General features: G+C 37.4%; 19 protein-coding genes and 1 other annotated feature. All 19 genes read right to left on the bottom strand.

Annotated features, from left to right (window positions below):
* Positions 1 to 64: 64 nt before the first annotated feature.
* Complete coding sequence (gene ileS / locus C8K15_RS01490) at positions 65 to 2,827, bottom strand: isoleucine--tRNA ligase (RefSeq protein ID WP_108584549.1); 2,763 nt, start codon at positions 2,825 to 2,827, stop codon at positions 65 to 67.
* A gap of 40 nt (positions 2,828 to 2,867) precedes the next feature.
* Positions 2,868 to 3,091, bottom strand: a binding site (T-box leader).
* A gap of 61 nt (positions 3,092 to 3,152) precedes the next feature.
* Complete coding sequence (locus tag C8K15_RS01485) at positions 3,153 to 3,662, bottom strand: DivIVA domain-containing protein (protein WP_108584547.1); 510 nt, start codon at positions 3,660 to 3,662, stop codon at positions 3,153 to 3,155.
* Positions 3,663 to 3,759: 97 nt separating this feature from the next.
* The gene (locus C8K15_RS01480; protein ID WP_108584545.1) at positions 3,760 to 4,548 is read right to left on the bottom strand and encodes a YlmH family RNA-binding protein; all 789 of its coding nucleotides are present in this window, start codon (positions 4,546 to 4,548) and stop codon (positions 3,760 to 3,762) included.
* A gap of 54 nt (positions 4,549 to 4,602) precedes the next feature.
* Positions 4,603 to 4,863, bottom strand: coding sequence for a YggT family protein (locus tag C8K15_RS01475; RefSeq protein WP_108584543.1), 261 nt, complete (start codon positions 4,861 to 4,863; stop codon positions 4,603 to 4,605).
* Between the two features lie 20 nt (positions 4,864 to 4,883).
* Positions 4,884 to 5,366 (bottom strand): cell division protein SepF, encoded by a 483-nt coding sequence (locus C8K15_RS01470; RefSeq protein WP_108584541.1) that lies wholly within the window; start codon positions 5,364 to 5,366, stop codon positions 4,884 to 4,886.
* Positions 5,363 to 6,052, bottom strand: a complete 690-nt coding sequence (locus tag C8K15_RS01465; RefSeq protein ID WP_108584540.1) for a YggS family pyridoxal phosphate-dependent enzyme — start codon at positions 6,050 to 6,052, stop codon at positions 5,363 to 5,365. The genes C8K15_RS01470 and C8K15_RS01465 overlap by 4 nt, the downstream gene beginning before the upstream one ends.
* A gap of 74 nt (positions 6,053 to 6,126) precedes the next feature.
* Entirely contained in the window at positions 6,127 to 6,375 is a 249-nt protein-coding gene (locus C8K15_RS01460; protein ID WP_108584538.1) for a YlmC/YmxH family sporulation protein, read from the bottom strand.
* Between the two features lie 83 nt (positions 6,376 to 6,458).
* Positions 6,459 to 7,247 carry an RNA polymerase sporulation sigma factor SigG gene (sigG, locus tag C8K15_RS01455; protein ID WP_108584537.1) on the bottom strand — a complete coding sequence of 263 codons (789 nt, stop codon included), beginning with the start codon at positions 7,245 to 7,247 and terminating at the stop codon, positions 6,459 to 6,461.
* Positions 7,248 to 7,343: 96 nt separating this feature from the next.
* Entirely contained in the window at positions 7,344 to 8,051 is a 708-nt protein-coding gene (gene sigE, locus C8K15_RS01450; protein WP_108584535.1) for an RNA polymerase sporulation sigma factor SigE, read from the bottom strand.
* Positions 8,052 to 8,070: 19 nt separating this feature from the next.
* Positions 8,071 to 8,901 (bottom strand): sigma-E processing peptidase SpoIIGA, encoded by an 831-nt coding sequence (locus C8K15_RS01445; RefSeq protein ID WP_108584534.1) that lies wholly within the window; start codon positions 8,899 to 8,901, stop codon positions 8,071 to 8,073.
* A 140-nt stretch (positions 8,902 to 9,041) separates the two neighbouring features.
* Complete coding sequence (gene ftsZ, locus C8K15_RS01440) at positions 9,042 to 10,226, bottom strand: cell division protein FtsZ (protein ID WP_108584532.1); 1,185 nt, start codon at positions 10,224 to 10,226, stop codon at positions 9,042 to 9,044.
* A 40-nt stretch (positions 10,227 to 10,266) separates the two neighbouring features.
* Complete coding sequence (gene ftsA / locus C8K15_RS01435; RefSeq protein ID WP_108584531.1) at positions 10,267 to 11,559, bottom strand: cell division protein FtsA; 1,293 nt, start codon at positions 11,557 to 11,559, stop codon at positions 10,267 to 10,269.
* A gap of 110 nt (positions 11,560 to 11,669) precedes the next feature.
* Positions 11,670 to 12,026: a small basic family protein gene (locus C8K15_RS01430; protein ID WP_108584530.1), complete on the bottom strand. Its 357-nt coding sequence runs from the start codon at positions 12,024 to 12,026 to the stop codon at positions 11,670 to 11,672.
* A gap of 3 nt (positions 12,027 to 12,029) precedes the next feature.
* Entirely contained in the window at positions 12,030 to 12,749 is a 720-nt protein-coding gene (locus C8K15_RS01425) for a DUF881 domain-containing protein (RefSeq protein WP_108584529.1), read from the bottom strand.
* A gap of 231 nt (positions 12,750 to 12,980) precedes the next feature.
* On the bottom strand, positions 12,981 to 13,697 hold the full coding sequence (locus C8K15_RS01420) for a DUF881 domain-containing protein (RefSeq protein WP_108584527.1): 717 nt from the start codon (positions 13,695 to 13,697) through the stop codon (positions 12,981 to 12,983).
* Positions 13,678 to 14,466 carry a cell division protein FtsQ/DivIB gene (locus C8K15_RS01415; RefSeq protein WP_108584525.1) on the bottom strand — a complete coding sequence of 263 codons (789 nt, stop codon included), beginning with the start codon at positions 14,464 to 14,466 and terminating at the stop codon, positions 13,678 to 13,680. Before C8K15_RS01415 ends, C8K15_RS01420 begins: the two co-directional genes overlap by 20 nt.
* A 24-nt stretch (positions 14,467 to 14,490) precedes the next feature.
* Complete coding sequence (gene ftsW / locus C8K15_RS01410; protein WP_108584524.1) at positions 14,491 to 15,573, bottom strand: putative lipid II flippase FtsW; 1,083 nt, start codon at positions 15,571 to 15,573, stop codon at positions 14,491 to 14,493.
* 20 nt (positions 15,574 to 15,593) lie between these two features.
* The gene (gene murD / locus C8K15_RS01405; RefSeq protein WP_108584522.1) at positions 15,594 to 16,946 is read right to left on the bottom strand and encodes a UDP-N-acetylmuramoyl-L-alanine--D-glutamate ligase; all 1,353 of its coding nucleotides are present in this window, start codon (positions 16,944 to 16,946) and stop codon (positions 15,594 to 15,596) included.
* Positions 16,946 to 17,917, bottom strand: a complete 972-nt coding sequence (gene mraY / locus C8K15_RS01400; protein ID WP_108584521.1) for a phospho-N-acetylmuramoyl-pentapeptide-transferase — start codon at positions 17,915 to 17,917, stop codon at positions 16,946 to 16,948. The genes murD and mraY overlap by 1 nt, the downstream gene beginning before the upstream one ends.

Below are 17,917 nucleotides of genomic sequence, written 5' to 3'. Positions count from 1 at the left end.
ACCACATAACACAATCATACAGAAAGAGCTGCCCAAAAAAGGACAGCTCCGGTTAACTAAAATTTTATACGTAATATTTTTCAACGACTTCAGCACAACGAGGACATAGTGTCGGATGCTTGTCATTTTCGCCAACTTTAGACGAGATTGTCCAGCAGCGTTCACATTTCTCACCTTGTGCTTTTACTACAACAACTGAAGCAACATCAAGAGTTAAAGCCTCTGAAGGTGCCTCTTCTTTTAAACCAGCTAACGTAAAGTCAGAAACGATGAAGAACTGTGCAAAATCAATTTTCGTCGTATCAAAAGCCTCTAGTAATTCTTTGTTTACGTAAACAGTTACTTTTGCCTCTAATGATTTACCGATTGTTTTTGCATTTCGTGCTTCTTCTAACGCTTTTAACACATCATCACGTACTAACATCAACTGCTGATATTTCGTGCGCAAAGCTTCAAATGATTCATGAGTTGTAGCTTCTGGGAAGTCAGTCAATTGAACGCTTTCCTCAGTTTCTTGTGTTAAGAAGACCCAAAGCTCATCTGTTGTATGCGGCAGAATTGGAGTAGTTAATTTTAATAACGAAACTAATGTGTCATACATCACGGTTTGCATTGCGCGACGATGTAATTGATTATGACCTTCGATATAAACAACATCTTTCGCGATATCTAGGTAGAAAGAACTTAAATCCGAAGATACAAAATTGTTCACTGCATGATAAACACTTGCAAAGTCAAATTTGTCATAAGATTTACGGACTGTATCAATCAATTCTTGAAGTTTCATGAACATATATTGATCCACTTCACGTAAGTCTTCAAATGCTACGCGATCTGTTTGTGGGTCGAAGTCCGTAACATTGCCGTGTAAGAAACGGAATGTGTTACGAATTTTACGATACACTTCAGCAACTTGTTTGAAATTCGAATCTGATACTCGAACGTCTGCTGTGTAATCGACAGATGCAACCCATAAACGTAAGATATCTGCACCTAATTGATTCATTACTTTTGCAGGATCAATTACGTTACCAATTGATTTACTCATCTTGCGTCCTTCACCATCAAGTGTAAAGCCATGGCTTAATACCCCTTTGTAAGGAGCATGACCATTAATTGCAACACTAGTAGTTAAAGATGAGTTAAACCAACCACGATACTGGTCAGAACCTTCTAAATAAAGATCTGCTGGGTATTCCAAGTCATCTCGCTCATCTAACACTGCTTGATGAGAAGACCCAGAATCAAACCATACATCCATGATATCCGTTTCTTTTGAGAAACGACCATTTGGACTATCTTCATGTGTAAAGCCTTCTGGTAATAAATCTTTTGCCTCACGTTCAAACCAAATGGTAGAGCCGTGTTCCCGGAACAATTTAGAGACATGAGCAATTGTTTCTTCTGTTAAAATCGGTTCATTATTTTCAGCATAGAAAACTGGAATTGGTACACCCCATACACGTTGTCGAGAAATACACCAATCTCCACGGTCACGAACCATATTGAAGAGACGTGTCTCACCCCAAGCCGGTGTGAATGTTGTATCTTTAATTGCTTGTAATAACTCGTCGCGGAATGCATCGATTGATGCGAACCATTGAGCGGTTGCACGGAAAATAACCGGCTTTTTCGTCCGCCAATCATGTGGTGCAGAGTGCGTGAAGAACGTTAATTTTTCTAAAGCACCAGCAGCATCTAATGCCTCTGTAATGACTTTATTGGCTTTATCATAAAATAACCCTTCAAATCCTGGTGCTTCTGCTGTCAAAACGCCTCGGTCATCGATAGGTGATAGTACTTCAAGCCCATATGCTTTACCTACTTGGAAATCTTCTTCCCCGTGCCCTGGAGCAGTATGAACACATCCAGTACCACCTTCGTCCGTTACATGCTCGCCGAGCATTACAAGCGAATCACGATCGTATAATGGGTGTTTCGCTACCATGCGATCCATTTGTTCACCTTTTAACGTCTGAACAATTTCATAAGACTCCCATTCAAGAGTAGTTGCTACATTCTCAAGTAATGCTTTAGCTACAAGGTAGCGAGTTGATGCAACTTCCACAATTACATAGTCGAATTCAGGATTTACTGAAATTCCAAGGTTTGCTGGAATCGTCCAAGGTGTTGTCGTCCAAATGATAATTTTCGTACCTTCTGCGACTACGCCTTTGCCCTCAGTCACTTCAAAACTCACATAAATTGAAGGAGACTTTTTATCTTGATATTCGATTTCTGCTTCAGCTAAAGCTGATTCACTTGATGGAGACCAATATACTGGTTTTAAACCTTTATAAATGTAACCTTTACGAGCCATCTCACCGAACACTTCGATTTGACGAGATTCGTATGCAGGTTTTAACGTAATGTAAGGATTTTCCCAATCCCCACGAACTCCAAGGCGTTTAAATTGACTACGCTGGCGGTCAATTTGCTCATACGCATACGACTCACATAAGTTACGGAATTCAGCAACCGTCATTTCTTTACGATTAACACCTTTGTTAGCTAAAGCTTGCTCGATTGGCAAACCGTGCGTATCCCAACCCGGAACGTAAGGTGCGTAATAGCCAGTCATTGATTTGTGTCGGACAATCATATCTTTTAACACTTTGTTTAATGCGTGACCCATGTGCAAATCTCCATTTGCATATGGAGGCCCATCGTGAAGATTAAAGCTAGGACGACCTTTTGTACGCTCTAATACTTTTTCATATAACTTCATTTCATTCCATTTCTCTTGCATTGCAGGTTCACGGGTAGGCAAACCTCCACGCATTGGGAATTCTGTTTTAGGCATTAATAATGTATCTTTGTATTCCATCTAAATAACCTCCTTAAAATTAAAAAACCCCTCATCCCAATGAAGGGACGAGAAGTTTTGACTCGCGGTACCACCCTAATTGCAACATCTAAATGTTGCCAGCTTAGATCACAATAACGGTGTGAAACCGAAATCACTTACAAAGTCCAGTTCAGTGATTTAACTCAAGAGTGATTTTCATTTGATTGCCACTTGTTCGAGCTCTCACCATCCTCGAATCGCTATTCTGTGCATTCAAAATACTGTCTCTATCAGCGCTTTATTAATTATTTTTCCAGTATATGTAGATATTATAGGGAATGATTACGTAATGGTCAAGCTACGTTTAGTCCTCTTTTTTATCTAAACGTTGCAACTGGCTTGTATCAACTTCATATTGCATTAAATGATCCCAATCATCGGTGTTGATTAAATCAAGTTGTGCTTCCACTAACATTTTAAAACGATTGCGAAAGACTTTTGATTGTTTTTTCAAATCTTCAATTTCTAATGCAATGCGACGAGCTTTAGTTAATGATTCATTAACAATTCGATCTGCATTTTTCTCTGCTTCTTTAACTATTAATTTTGCTTCCTTTTGAGAATTTCTACGTAATTCTTCAGCAGCTTCCTGAGCTACAACAATAGACTTTTGTAAAGTCATTTCAATCGTTGTAAAATGGCCCACTCGCTCACTTGAGGATTTCAATTTCTCTTCCAGATCTTTTTTATCTTTAATTAGAAGTTCGAAATCTTTAATCACTTGTTCCAAGAATTCGTTAACTTCGTCTTCGTTGTATCCTCGGAATCCACGACCAAACTCTTTGTTATGAATATCTAGTGGTGATAGCGGCATTTCAAAATCTCCCCTTTGCAAACTTACATCGTTTCCAACTATTATACCTTTCCTTGTCAGCCTTGAAAGCAATAATACGAATTTAATTGAATATTTTTCACGATTTGGGCTCGATTCGTCCAATTTGAAGTCGGATTTTGTCTTTTTTAGTCCGCCCTTCAATTAATCCGATTCGGATTCTTCCATATCCTCTAATTGATAGTAAGTCCGATTCATGGAGTTCGAACGAAGGTTGTTCACGAACTGTCCAATTCACTTTAACTTTCCCACTATGAATAAGCATGGAAGCTTTTTGCCTTGAAATATTAAATAAAGACGCAATAATGGTATCAATTCTCATCGAACTCACCGTATGTGATTCTTCTAGCCAGGTATCCGTGTTGTCCAAATAAGGGTGCTCATGAGGCAATTCGTCCACTTTAATTTTTGATTTTCCTATCGCAGTAAGATGCGACCTAACATAATCGGACATTTCTGATACTACAGCAAATTCAATTCGATTATCGTCTACTCGAATATCACCAAATTTTGATCGATCAAGACCAAGGGACATAAGAGAACCTAATATGTCTGGATGTTCTAGTTTAATAAATTTCGAAGGGTACTTAATGGAAAACGCTGTAATCCCGTAGTCTTCTTCCTTTGCAACAAAGTAAGAAGGTGAAATCAACATGCGCTTTCGTTCGGCTTCCGGAAGTTCTCCGAATTCACTCACAATAATGTCGTCATTTTGCCCAATCATAGACTGTACAATAAATTGTTGTCGAGGGTCTAAAAAGTCAGTCAGTTTTGGCGCATAACGATCCTGTGTTTCTCGAAGCCATCCGCTAACTTGTTCAATAAAAGGTTGTTCGTCTTTTCGAAAATGCTGTAGTACTTGTTCCATTTCTTTCCTTCCTTTCAGTGGTCAAAAAAAGCCCCACGAAAGTGAGGCAAGATTTTAAAAATAGTTTGCTAAAGACGAAAGTCCTTGTCCTGCAAGTTTTAATACTAAAATAGCAACAATTGGCGACACATCAATCATGCCAAATGGAGGGATAAACTTTCTAAACGGTTCTAAATAGGGTTCACAAATCTTTTCTAAAAAGCGACCGATTGTTGTTTCTCTTGTACTAGGTACCCATGACATAAAAATATAGACAATGAGTAAAATTGAATAAAACCCTAATACTTGTTGTAGAATATTAATTACTGATTCCATAAGAACTAATTACACCTCAATTATTGTATGTCGTCATAAAAGTAGTCTGAAATTGCTCCATCTACTTCAACCGTATCAGGTGCACATAAGAAAATATCGGTGCCAATACGCTGAATATCTCCGCCTAAAGCATACACGGTTCCGCTTAAAAAATCTACAATGCGGATTCCTTGATCTTTATCAATCCTTTGCAAGTTTACAACGACCGCACGCTTGTTTTTTAAATGCTCAGAAATATCTTGTGCTTCTGCATATACACGTGGTTCTACTAATATTACTTTTGAAGACTTTTGCAAGTTTTGGAGACTGACGATATTTGAAGAAGGAGTGGCTTCGATATGCACATTTCTCCTTTCTTTCGCTGTCTTCCTAACTGTCGGTTGAGGTATTGGTTGAGATTCGTTTCTACGGTTATTGTTGGTTCTTGGTGTTTCATCTGCTTCTTCTTCTTCTTCTTCTTCTTCTAAGTAAAAAAAGTTTTTGAATTTATTCTTCATACTCATGTAAGATCCTCACTTTCGTTTCCGACTAGTGCTGTACCAATTCGCACATATGTTGCGCCTTCTTCTATTGCGATTTCAAAATCGTTTGACATTCCCATTGATAATTCTGTACAAGGTGCATGTGGATAATGATTACTGGAAATTTTTATTTGCATATCTTTTAATCCTTTGAAAACAGAACGTATCACTTCGTCATTTGATGTGTTGGGTGCCATCGTCATTAAGCCAATAACTCGAATTCTATTATGCTCATGTAAGGATTCAATAAACGTTTGGACATTTTTTAATTCAATACCATGTTTCGCATCTTCTTCAGAGACATTCACTTGCACAAAACAATCAATTGTATGTTCAGCTCTTTTTTGAATCTCATCAGCCAAACTTAATCGATCAAGTGAATGCAAAACTTGTATCTTGTTAATGACTTGTTTCACTTTTCTAGTTTGCAATGACCCAATATAATGCCAGACTGCAGGTTTGTTAATTGCCTCTTGTTTATTTAATAACCCTTCAGGTCTATTTTCACCAAGATGATTCAGACCCGATTGTAAAGCTTCCACCGTACGTTCAATTGAAACTGCTTTAGTAACTGCCACAATATGAACATCCGAAGTAGAACGATTGGCACGTGTACATGCTTGATTAATTTGTTGTTGTATTTGTAGAAGATTACGTTCAATTTGCATTTTAAGAGTTCCTACCTTTTTAGGTATCGATGTTATCTCTATATTGTACCAATCCAAGCTCGAATATTCAATGTTTATCCATGTTCTACGCCCTTCGACTGAACGATGACAACGTCTTTCCCAATAACTTTAATATCGGATAATCGAATCATAACTGTTGGGCGATTGCCTGAAAACAATTCCAACATCTTTTTTGGTTCTGCCAAGAAAAAAGATTCTATCATTCCTGTCTCTTTAGATATTTGCGCATCATTAACAAAACCGAGCATTTTCCCATCACTTGCTTCAATAAATTCTTTTTGTTGGATGTCAGTAAATTTCAACGGTCATACCCCCTTTATTTAGTTTATGTTATATACACGAAAAAAAAGCTCTTATTCCAGAAAAGGAATAAAAGCTTTTTATCTCATTGTGAATCAAAATTGTATTCCTCTTTGATGATACGAATTGCATGCTTTTCAAGTCTAGATATTTGAGCTTGTGATATTCCTAATTCTTTAGCGATTTCAGTTTGAGTCTGACCATAGTAATATCGCTTAGCTAAGATTCGTTGTTCTCGAATATCTAATTTACTGATGCTTTCTTTCATGAAAATATAAGTCGACCACGATTCTTCAGAAACTTGTTCATCTCGTAATTGATCGAGCATAAATACAGGATCGCCACCGTCATGATAGATTGGTTCTTGTAAGGAAATTGGATCTTGAATGGCATCTAAAGCAAATAATATATCCTCATGAGGTATTTCAATTATTTCTGCCAATTGCTGAATAGTTGGTTCATGCAAATGTTCAGTAATATATTGCTCTTTTGCTTTCATCGACTTATAGGCAATATCACGGAGCGATCTTGATACGCGCACCGGATGATGATCACGCAAATGTCTTCTAATTTCTCCAATTATCATAGGCACTGCATACGTAGAAAATCTAACATTGTGCTTTAAATCAAAGTTCTCAATTGATTTTATTAAACCAATACAACCTACTTGAAATAAGTCATCAGCTTGTTCTCCGCGATAGGCGAAGCGCTGAACTAAACTTAGAACTAGTCGTAAGTTTCCCATCACTAGCTCATCTTTTGCAAATTCGTCACCACTTTGTAAACGTATAAACGTCTTTGTCATCACTTCGTTTGATAAAACAGGCAGCTTCGACGTATCTACACCGCATAATTCGACTTTTGTACGTACCATCGCTTTTTTCCTCCGAACTGTTCTACACTGTGATATCTTTCAGTGTGTCCGCCTCGGAGAAAACTATTCGTATTGTCACTACTCCAAATTCATCCATTAAGCTGTCGGTTGATTTAATTCCTCTCGCAAATCATGTATGATTTTCTTTTCTAAACGGGAAATATAAGATTGAGAAATACCTAACATATCAGCTACTTCTTTCTGAGTCATTTCTTCTTGACCATTTAATCCAAATCGACATTCCATAATGTATTTCTCTCGCTTATCCAATAAATCGATAGCTGAAAACATAAATTGACGTTCAATTTTTTTCTCTACATCTTCTGCTATAATATCGTCATCCGTTCCTAAGATATCGGAAAGTAATAGCTCATTGCCATCTGCGTCTGAATTCAATGGTTCATCAAAAGAGACTTCAGATTTTAAACGACTAGTTTTTCGAAGATGCATCAAAATTTCATTTTCAATACACCGTGAAGCATAAGTAGCTAGTTTAATTTTTTTCTCCGTGTTAAAAGTTTCTATTGCTTTAATTAATCCAATCGAGCCGATACTGATTAAATCTTCAATATGGGATCCAGTATTTTCAAAGCGTCTTGCTATATATACGACTAACCTTAAATTCCGTTCAATTAACGTATCCCGTGCCGTTAAATTTCCATTCATAAAAGCTTCGATCGTTTTGGCTTCTTCTTCACGATTCATAGGATGCGGTAATGATTCACTACCACCAATATAATATGTTCCTTTGCTTCGCCATCTACTCCAAAGTCCAATTAGTCTGTACCAAATTCTGATTAACATAGCATTCGCCCTCCTATAATTAGCTAAATAGTGTTGAAGCATGCAAAATTACATCTGATTGACGTGGGAAATGTTTACTATTTTTTGTTAAAACCACATAACATGGTGCTAATACTTTCTCTTTCGTTGTTTTTAATTGAATATGGTCTACTTTAATCCCAATGGCCCATGTAGATTGATCTTGGACAGTTTGAAGACGTATTAAACGCAATTGAGACCGAAATAACAAAGGGATTTCTTGAAATGGTTCGGTGGAATCTCCCTCAAATGCATGTAAATATTGCCACAAATCTAAAGGAATGAATGATTTCATTTTTTCTGCTGAAATAAAATGAACGGGATTACCTGACAGTGGTTCAATGCAAAGGTTTCCTGTATCTGAATAAGAGGTGAGTTGAAATTCTTGGTTAAATAAACGAATTGTCACTTGACCCATGTATGAATCTTTAATTGCTGTCAAATTAATTCGGAACCAATTTTTTCTTATACCAAATAAACTAAAAATTAATGCACTTCCCGCAACGACAATAATCACATACCAACTAGCATTGGCTAACATGGGTTGAATAAAAGTTAATAGGCCACCAGCAAACAAAGCAGCAATTAAAGTGTTTCCTGCAGCTAAGAGCCAATTTGAACGATTTAATCCAAATGCAATTGTCATCATGAACACAAAAGTAGCTACTATAGACAAAAACCCCCCACCAAATAACACGATACAAAATCCACCTAGAAAAGCACTTAGCCATAAACGCCAAGACTTTTGGTGAAATGAACCCATTTTGTTTGAAAAAGAAAGCAATGAAAAGTTGATGAGGGTATTAATCGAAATCAAAACTTCAGCATACATTTTCTCACCTCCTACAAATACGGTATCACTTGTCCACCGCAAAACATGTCATTTCTTGTTTATTTCACAAAAAAATCTACGACAAAAAAAGCCCATCTCAAGTAGCAATTACGCTACAAGAAATGGGCTAGTTTGATACTTTAGTTACGTTTTTGACGATTGCGTAAGAACGTAGGAATGTCTAATGTATCTTCATGTTGTGAAGTTTGTTGTTCTCTTCTTGGTGCTTCTTGTTGATAAGAAGGAACTTCTTCACGTCTTGATTCTCTTGTTTCACGAAGTGGTTGTTGTTGCTGTTGTTGATGCGGAGCTGCTTGCTGAGAACGACCAGCACCAAATCCACCACTTCTAGTAACACGATGTGTATTTTGATCTTCACTGAAACCAGTAGCAATTACAGTTACGATAATTTCATCTTTCAAATTATCATTAATAACTGAACCAAAAATCATGTTATTATCTTCATCAGATGCAGATGCAACAATGTCTGCCGCTTCTTGAACTTCAAATAAACTCAAGTTCGATCCACCCGTGATATTCATTAAGATCCCTTTTGCACCGTCAATTGACGTTTCAAGAAGTGGGCTTGAGATTGCTTTCTTCGCAGCTTCTGCAGCACGGTTCTCTCCTGAAGAAATACCGATACCCATTAGGGCTGAACCTTTGTTAGACATAATTGTTTTCACGTCAGCAAAGTCTAAGTTAATAAGTCCAGGTACAGCAATCAAATCTGAAATACCTTGAACACCTTGACGAAGTACATTATCCGCTTCGCGGAATGCTTCTAACATCGGTGTGTTTTTATCCACGATCTCAAGCAAGCGATCATTTGGAATGACAATAAGTGTGTCAACCGCTTCTTTCATCGAACCGATACCGCCAATCGCTGAAGTTGAACGCTTACGGCCTTCAAACGTGAATGGACGAGTAACAACACCTACCGTTAACGCGCCAATTTCTTTAGCGATTTGAGCGATTACAGGTGCAGCACCTGTTCCAGTTCCTCCACCCATACCTGCAGTGACGAATACCATATCAGCTCCACGTAAAGCTTCTTCAATTTGTTCTTTACTTTCTTCAGCTGCTTTTTTACCTACTTCAGGGTTTGCTCCAGCTCCAAGTCCCCGAGTTAATTTAGCACCTATTTGTAATTTCACTTCTGATTTCGATAAATTTAATGCTTGTGCATCAGTATTTACTGCAATAAATTCTACACCTCTAACTCCGTGTTCAATCATACGGTTTACAGCGTTATTTCCGCCACCACCGACACCAATTACTTTTATAACAGCAAGTTGGTCTAAGCTCGTATCAAACTCTAACATCGCATTTCCTCCTTAAATCACAAATTGTCTATTTCTTGTATTATTCGAAAAATTTATCGAGGAATTTACGTGCTTTCCCCATAACGCTTTCTTTGTCTTCTTCGTTTACATTATTCGAGTGTTTTTGTTTTTTTGGTACTGGTGAGCTATGCTCGGGTTTCTTGGATTGACCTAGTGCACTACTTCCACCAAGGCGGTTATAGAATTGATCTTCCATATGAGCGTAACGTATTAGGCCAACTGCTGTCGCGTAACTGGCCTCACGGACTCCAATATACTCAGGTGTATAAAGTCGGACACGCGTTTGCAAAATATGACGAGCTAATTGTGTAAGCCCTTCTAATTTTGCTACCCCTCCTGAAATAACTACTCCACCCGGTAAATCTTGAAGACCCATACGATAAAATTCTTCTAAGACTAATTCAAATAACTCTTCTAAACGGACACCAATAATTTCAGATATGTATCTCTGACTATATTGTTCTTTTATATCTGCACCAATTTCTGGCACTTCAAACAATTCATCATCAGATGCGTCATCATAAAAAGCATGTCCATATTGATGTTTAATTTTTTCCGCTTGTTCAGTTGGTGTTTTTAAGATTATAGACAAATCTTTAGTCAAGTGGTCTCCACCTACTGGCAGAACGGATGTATGTGTTAAATGTCCTTCTTGGAAAATAGCAATCGTAGTAGAACCACCACCAATATCAATGAATGCGGTACCATGATTTTTTTCGTCTTCCGATAATGCAAAATATCCTGATGCAAGTGGTTGTAAATAAATTTCGCGAATTTGAAGACCTGCACGTTCTACACAACGTAATACATTATGTAAAATCGTTTTAGAGGTCGTCAACATCGTGCCATCCATTTCCAAACGAATACCAATCATACCTCTTGGATCTTTAATTTCATCTAAATGATCCACGATAAATTGTTTTGGCACTAAATTTACTAATTCTCGTTCCGGTGGAATAGACATAACTTGTGCTGATTCTATTACACGGTCTAAATCATCATCTGTAATTTCGCGATTTTCACTATTTACTGCCACTACGCCTTTTACATGGTGCAACATTGCTTGGTTAGCAGGTATACCTAGTACGACTTCATTAATAGACATTCCGATCATTCGTTCTGCTTGTTCAATTGCTTTTTTTATAGATTGCACGGTCGCATCAATATCAACAATTGCGCCTTTTCGTATTCCATTCGACTTAACATTGCCTACACCAATGACATTTAAACTACCATTTGTCATTTCTCCGATAAGTACCTTAATCGATGATGAACCAATATCAAGAGAAACATATAATTCTGTCTGATTCAATCCGTGGCACCTCCTTCAACAACTCTTTACTGTCCATTCTATTGCATTCTATCAAGCTTGTCTAAGTAAAACGTTAAAAGTTGTCAATTTTCCTTCTATTAGACTGTTTTTTAGTCAATAGTCCCTTTTCTGTCAGTCCATTTGGTTAATATGATTCTTCTAATCATTGCGATGTTTTGGAAAAGACGAACACCAAAAGCAAAAATCGCAGCCAAATACAAGTCAACTCCCAAGTGAACTCCTAGAAAAGCTAGTCCAGCAGCTAAGGCAATATTAAAAAAGAACCCAGATACAAACACTTTATCATCATAAATTTGTTGTAATTGTGCTCGAATTCCTCCAAATAATGTATCAAGTGCTGCCAGTACTGCTATAGATAAATAGTTTTCATACACTGAAGGGATTTGAATATCTGTTAATAAACCCAAAGATATTCCTAAGATTAATCCGAGTAATGGCAACCACATAAGTTAATCTCCTTTAGATGCATTTTTCAAATAAGTATTTTTAATATTTTGGTCGAAAGCTGGAACCCTAATTAGATCTTTGGGTTCTTCTATTGTTAAGGTTAAATTATCAATAAAAAAATCATCAGCTATCATCGAAGATTTTAAATGATTGTAAAGTATTTCTGCATCCTCAAACGTCTCTGTCCCAATCTGAATCAGAAATGGTGGTGTACGTACGATTAAACTATTAACTGTCGTTTTTCCATTAATATCCCGAATCGGAGAAGAATGAATGATTCGTTTGCCATCAATTGATACATCATGTCCATTAAAACGATTGATTTCATTTAATAATTGAACCAGCAAATCAGGTGAAATACTCGTTACTTCTTGACCAAGAGCCTGTCCTTCTAAAGAAGGCTCAATGGTAAGTTCTAATCCTGGTCCTGTCACTTCCGTTAATCCAGCGTTTGTTCGTAACATATCTAGCGTTTCATTTAATGCTTGAGCAGGACTTTCGGATTGCAAATTTTCATATTTTGTAATTGTTTGATTGACGTCTCGAATTTTTGAAAGTAGCTCGGAGTGCAGTTCTTTCTCAACAGTTAGTTCTTGTCTAATTTCCCACATATCTCGAGTATCTCGTGATTCTGGTTTTTGCACAGTGTTGTATTGCACTGCAATCATAAAGCCGACAATCAACAAAATTATTGTGAAGCGGACATAGACACCTTGTTTCATTGCACCGCTCCTTCCCCTCGAATAACAAATTTATTTCATTTCATTCTCTAAAATGGCGTTTTCAGCTTTCTTGTGTCTAGTTTCAAACGCCAGCCCGCGGGCCATTTACAGGGTCAGAATGAAGAAATATTCGTCTTTCATCCTTCCAGCGCCGGCGTCGGGCTAAAATGGCGTTTTCAGCTTTTCTTGTTGTCTAGCTGCGCAGGCCAGTCCGCACCTCCGCTTTTCGGGTTACAATGCTGGCATTTCGATTTTTGATTTCTCTTCAATTGTTACCACAATATTATCGTTCACTAGTTGATCTAGTACTCCACCTGCAAGTTGAAGTGATGGCACTAAGACTGATGGATCGCCAATTGCTTCGATAATAAAAGGTGCAGGAAATTGCTCTCCATCAATTGTAATGACGGGACCATTACATTTTATATAGGAATTGGCATGTAGTCGTTGGCCATTTATGGTAATGGCTTCAGAACCAGATATTTTCAATTCATTCAGCACTTGGAACACATGACTTTCATGAACTATGTAATCATTTGGATTAACTGAAGATGGGTTATACTCTGCATCTTCGAGTTGTATCTTCACACCTTTACCAGTTGCAGGAAGGAGCCCTAGTAGAAGTCTCAAATCTTCAGCTTCCTGAATTAAATTCTCATACTGTTCTTCACTACCTGAGAGGGACTTTTCAATTTCCCTTACTTGCTGTTGTCTTGCTTCTAACTCAGTGGTCAATTCTTTATTGCGTTCTTTTTGGTGGATGAGGTCTTCACGATATTGTTCCTCTTGCTCAAAATATTTACTACTGGAAGCTTGTCCACTTAGCTTTTTACTGCTCGATAAACTATATGAATAGGCTAAGATAAATCCCAACACCAAACATACCAGAGAAAAAATGATGCGTTTATTCACAGACGAACGAGTTGGTCTATTCTGGAATTTCTTCATCTTCCCCCTCCTTTGGTTGCGGGTTATACATATCTAGATACGTTTGAAAAAACGAACCCACTTCTATATCAATTACACCTTTGTCGGTATCACCAATTTGAGCAATAATTGACGGATAATAATTCATTTTTTCAGCAAACGACTGGATTACTGCTCTTACTTCATATCCATCATTCATAAAAAGTCTGATTCGATACGGATCTGCTTTTGAAGGTACAGATTCAATTTGCGAAATCATGGATAGTACTTGTCCATTTAATTTAGAAAGTTCATTTACCATACGACCTCTGATTTTTGGGTTATCAAAACCGCTAAGTAACGGGGCATCTACGGGAGCTAATACCTTATCAGATTGAAATACTTTCCCATTCTCAAGGACGATGGCATACCCTGTTTCGGATTGGAGATACGCTGCTTTTTTCCATTCTGTAACTTCAATTCCCACAGAAGTTAAGCCATTTCGTTTAACTGTAACATCTTGAATCAAATCGTTTTTCAGCAATAGTTCTTCGGCATTGCTTGTCCTAATTTCCCACATTGATTGTCCTTTTTGTAAACCACTTTGTTCAATATACTGGTCACTATTCGTTAAGTTAGCCCCTTTAACGACTATTTTTTTCACCTGACTATACGGAGATTGAAAGTAGAGGAGACCAAATAAAGTGACAAGGAAAATAACGAGCAATAACGTGAACTTGCGATTTGTTCTCTTTTTCCGTCGCTCTCTCAGCGTTGGAATTCTGTCTTCAATGTCGATAATTTTATCCACGTTATTCACTCCTTTCCTACTCTATTAATCTTTTGAAAAACGAAGAATCAGACCCACGATAAGCCAAGTTGATAACAGCGATGAACCACCGTAACTTATAAATGGCAAAGTTACACCAGTTACCGGAAATAACCCGATGACTACACCGATATTTAAAAAAATTTGGAATCCAATCATGGACTGGAGTCCTGCTATTGCATAAAAACCCACTTTTGTTGAAGAGGAAATAGCTAAACGGTATCCTGTAAATAAGAAAATAAGGAATAAGCTAATCAGAATTACCGCTCCAAAGAAACCCATTTCTTCAACAATTATCGAGAAGATAAAATCATTTTGAGGTTCAGGAAGATACAAAAACTTTTGTCTACTTTGACCAAACCCATGTCCAAACAACCCTGACGGTCCAATGGCTAGCAGAGATTGAATGCCTTGGAAGCCACTATTTAAAGCATCTTCCCATGGATCAAGGAATGCGGAAATCCGTTTTAAGCGATAAGGAGCAGATACGATTAAGCCAACGAGTGCTAAAACTCCTAAAGTACCTAAGCCCATAAAAAAACGAATTGGGAAACCGGCAATAAATAATAGTGAAAATGCTCCTACAATTAATAAAAAAGCAGAACCAAAGTCAGGTTGCACTAGAATGATTCCAGCTGGTACTAAGCAAATTAATAATGGGGCAAAATACTTCCTTTTTTTATCATTCATTGTTTTAGCTAAAATACATGCTAAAAATCCCATGACTGATATTTTCACAAATTCTGCAGGTTGTAAACTAAACCCAGCAATTTGAATCCAACTTTGTGAGCCATTTCTCACAATCCCAAGTCCAGGGATGTAAACTGCAAATAGTAAAAATATTGATGATATATAAGCGCCAAGCCAAAACTTCTGTTGATGAATAAAAGGAAGTCTATAAATCACCCAAGCACATAACATCCCTAAAGTGCCGTACATAATTTGTTTCCAAAAGAATGGAAGACTATCTTCATAGTGTACTTTTCCCCAGTAAGAACCGGCAGAGTAAACAAAACAATATCCAATCACGGTTATTAGTAAACTTGTAAATAGAAAAATATGTGTCGGTTTTTTATGCAGTGTTGGCATCCCTTCATCTGGTAATGATATTACTTAATTTCAAATACAGCTTTGATAAAATCTTCGCCACGCAACTCAAAGTTTGGGTATTGATCCCAACTCGCACAAGCAGGCGAAAGTAAAATAATATCTTCTGGCTCGGACAGATCTGTTGCCACTTTAACAGCTTGTTGAATGTTTTCTACTTTTTTTATGATTTCCACTCCACATGAAGCTGCAAAGTCAATAAGACGATCACTAGTCTGACCAAATGCAACCACTGCTTTTACGTGATTCATATCTTTCCGTAACTCTTCAAATGAATGTCCACGCTCTAAACCACCTGCAAGTAAAATTACTGGCTGGTCGAATGCAGCAAGAGCACTTCTTGTAGCTAATGTGTTTGTTGCTTTAGAGTCATTGTAGAACTTTCGTTTCTTCCATTCGCGCAAGAATTGTGTTCTATGTTTAACTCCTGTAAAGGACGTCAAAACATGTTGTATTGTTTCCTTAGGGCAATCCATTAAGATAGCCGTGGCAACAGCAGATAATATATTTTCTAGATTATGCTCACCTGGCAACGCAATTAATTTTCTTTCCAGATAAGGTTCACCTTTCCAATAGATATATTCTGCATCTCCACTTATACCATCTTCTTTACGACCTTTTGTAGAGAATGGGATTAGTTTTGCATGGGACAAACTAGCGTATTTTACAACTTCAGGTTGATCTGCGTTGTAAATAAAAACATCGTCATTTGTTTGGTTCTTGGTTACCCCATATTTGGCATCCCCATATTTTTCAAAAGAACCATGGTAGTCTAAATGTGCTTCATATAAATTTGTGAGGATAGCAATTCTCGGTTGAAAAGTATCAACACCCATTAATTGGAAAGAAGAAAGTTCTGTAACAATCACTTGGTCCGCTTGTGCTTCTTCGGCAACTTTACATGCAACTGTTCCAATATTCCCAGCAATTAAAGGGTTTTGACCACCTTGATTTAACATGTGGAATAGCAAGGTCGTTGTAGTAGTTTTACCATTTGAGCCTGTGATTCCAATAAAAGGAGCTTCGCTAATTAAATAGGCTATTTCTATTTCAGTCCAAACGGGAATCCCTCTATTTATCGCATCACTAACAATCGGATTACTATAAGGAATACCTGGATTTTTAATCACATATTCAAAACCTTCGTCCAGTAAATCTTCTGGGTGTCGACCACAAATAACGGTAATACCCTTACTTAATAAATTTTGTGCATCTGGGCTTTCTTCAAAGGGCTTTGAATCATTTACAGTAACGAATGCGCCCAATTTATGAAGAATTTCTGCTGCAGCTACCCCACTCTTTGCGAGGCCTAATACGAGAACTTTTTTTGCTTTGAACTCAGTGGTTTTTTTCATTACAATACCTCCAGCATTACGACAATAAAGGCTGCAAGGAAAGCTGTTGACCAGAAGACCACAACCACTTTCCATTCAGACCAACCAGACAATTCAAAATGATGATGAAGAGGACTCATTTTGAAAATCCGTTTTCCTGTTGTTTTAAAACTAATTACTTGAAGAATTACGGATAACGTCTCTGCTACAAAAATCACACCTACGATAACGAGCAATAGCTCCTGTTTGACTAATATAGACACCATTGCCAGTGCTCCGCCAAGTGCCAAGGAACCAGTGTCACCCATAAATAATTTTGCTGGGTTTGCATTGAATATTAAGAATCCAAGAAGAGCTCCTGTAACAGCAAAGGCGAAAATCGCGATGTCTAGCTGGTGATAAACTAATGCTAGAACCCCGAAGGTTGTAAAAGCAATTGATGCTGTACCTGAGACAAGTCCGTCTAAGCCATCTGTTAAATTCACAGCATTTGAAAAGCCTACGAGCCAAAAAATCAAGAACGCTACATATGCAATCCCAAGATCAACTGACCAATCAGTAAATGGGACACTTACAGTTGTTTCGAAAGGCCCTTGATTAAGAAGTAAAAAGGAAGCAACTGCAATAATGATTTGACCAATTATTTTTTGTAATGATGTCAAGCCTAAATTTCTTTTAAGAACAACTTTTATAAAGTCGTCTAAAAACCCGATTAATCCAAAACCAACAAACACTAAAACCAACACAATCGTTTGTGTAGTCAGCATTTCTAAATAGAAAGCCACGCCTAATGTTGTGATAACTATCGAGACAATAAACACAAGGCCACCCATTGTAGGGGTTCCTGCCTTTTTCATGTGTGATTGCGGACCTTCTTCACGAATACTTTGACCAAATTTCATCCTTTTCAATATCGGAATGAAAATAGGTGTTAAAAGAACTGTAAGTAGAAATCCGATTCCTACGATCATTAATGTTGTTGCGAGTGTCAT

This window comes from Paenisporosarcina sp. OV554 (assembly GCF_003058165.1).
In the GTDB taxonomy this organism is placed as follows: domain Bacteria; phylum Bacillota; class Bacilli; order Bacillales_A; family Planococcaceae; genus Paenisporosarcina.
Note: the sequence above shows the minus strand (reverse complement) of the source record. Positions and strands in the feature narration are given on the sequence as shown.

What these genes read in the sequence shown, in the direction of transcription:
- ftsZ (WP_108584532.1), bottom strand. Translation starts at nt 10,226, where the DNA reads ATGTTAGAGTTTGATACGAGCTTAGACCAACTTGCTGTTATAAAAGTA.
- murD (WP_108584522.1), bottom strand. Translation starts at nt 16,946, where the DNA reads ATGAAAAAAACCACTGAGTTCAAAGCAAAAAAAGTTCTCGTATTAGGC.
- ftsW (WP_108584524.1), bottom strand. Translation starts at nt 15,573, where the DNA reads ATGCCAACACTGCATAAAAAACCGACACATATTTTTCTATTTACAAGT.
- C8K15_RS01485 (WP_108584547.1), bottom strand. Translation starts at nt 3,662, where the DNA reads ATGCCGCTATCACCACTAGATATTCATAACAAAGAGTTTGGTCGTGGA.
- C8K15_RS01445 (WP_108584534.1), bottom strand. Translation starts at nt 8,901, where the DNA reads ATGTATGCTGAAGTTTTGATTTCGATTAATACCCTCATCAACTTTTCA.
- ileS (WP_108584549.1), bottom strand. Translation starts at nt 2,827, where the DNA reads ATGGAATACAAAGATACATTATTAATGCCTAAAACAGAATTCCCAATG.
- sigE (WP_108584535.1), bottom strand. Translation starts at nt 8,051, where the DNA reads ATGTTAATCAGAATTTGGTACAGACTAATTGGACTTTGGAGTAGATGG.
- C8K15_RS01425 (WP_108584529.1), bottom strand. Translation starts at nt 12,749, where the DNA reads ATGAAACAAGGTGTCTATGTCCGCTTCACAATAATTTTGTTGATTGTC.
- C8K15_RS01475 (WP_108584543.1), bottom strand. Translation starts at nt 4,863, where the DNA reads ATGGAATCAGTAATTAATATTCTACAACAAGTATTAGGGTTTTATTCA.
- C8K15_RS01420 (WP_108584527.1), bottom strand. Translation starts at nt 13,697, where the DNA reads ATGAAGAAATTCCAGAATAGACCAACTCGTTCGTCTGTGAATAAACGC.
- sigG (WP_108584537.1), bottom strand. Translation starts at nt 7,247, where the DNA reads ATGGTACGTACAAAAGTCGAATTATGCGGTGTAGATACGTCGAAGCTG.
- C8K15_RS01470 (WP_108584541.1), bottom strand. Translation starts at nt 5,366, where the DNA reads ATGAGTATGAAGAATAAATTCAAAAACTTTTTTTACTTAGAAGAAGAA.
- C8K15_RS01480 (WP_108584545.1), bottom strand. Translation starts at nt 4,548, where the DNA reads ATGGAACAAGTACTACAGCATTTTCGAAAAGACGAACAACCTTTTATT.
- mraY (WP_108584521.1), bottom strand. Translation starts at nt 17,917, where the DNA reads ATGACACTCGCAACAACATTAATGATCGTAGGAATCGGATTTCTACTT.
- C8K15_RS01430 (WP_108584530.1), bottom strand. Translation starts at nt 12,026, where the DNA reads ATGTGGTTGCCATTACTCGGATTAATCTTAGGAATATCTTTGGGTTTA.
- C8K15_RS01465 (WP_108584540.1), bottom strand. Translation starts at nt 6,052, where the DNA reads ATGCAAATTGAACGTAATCTTCTACAAATACAACAACAAATTAATCAA.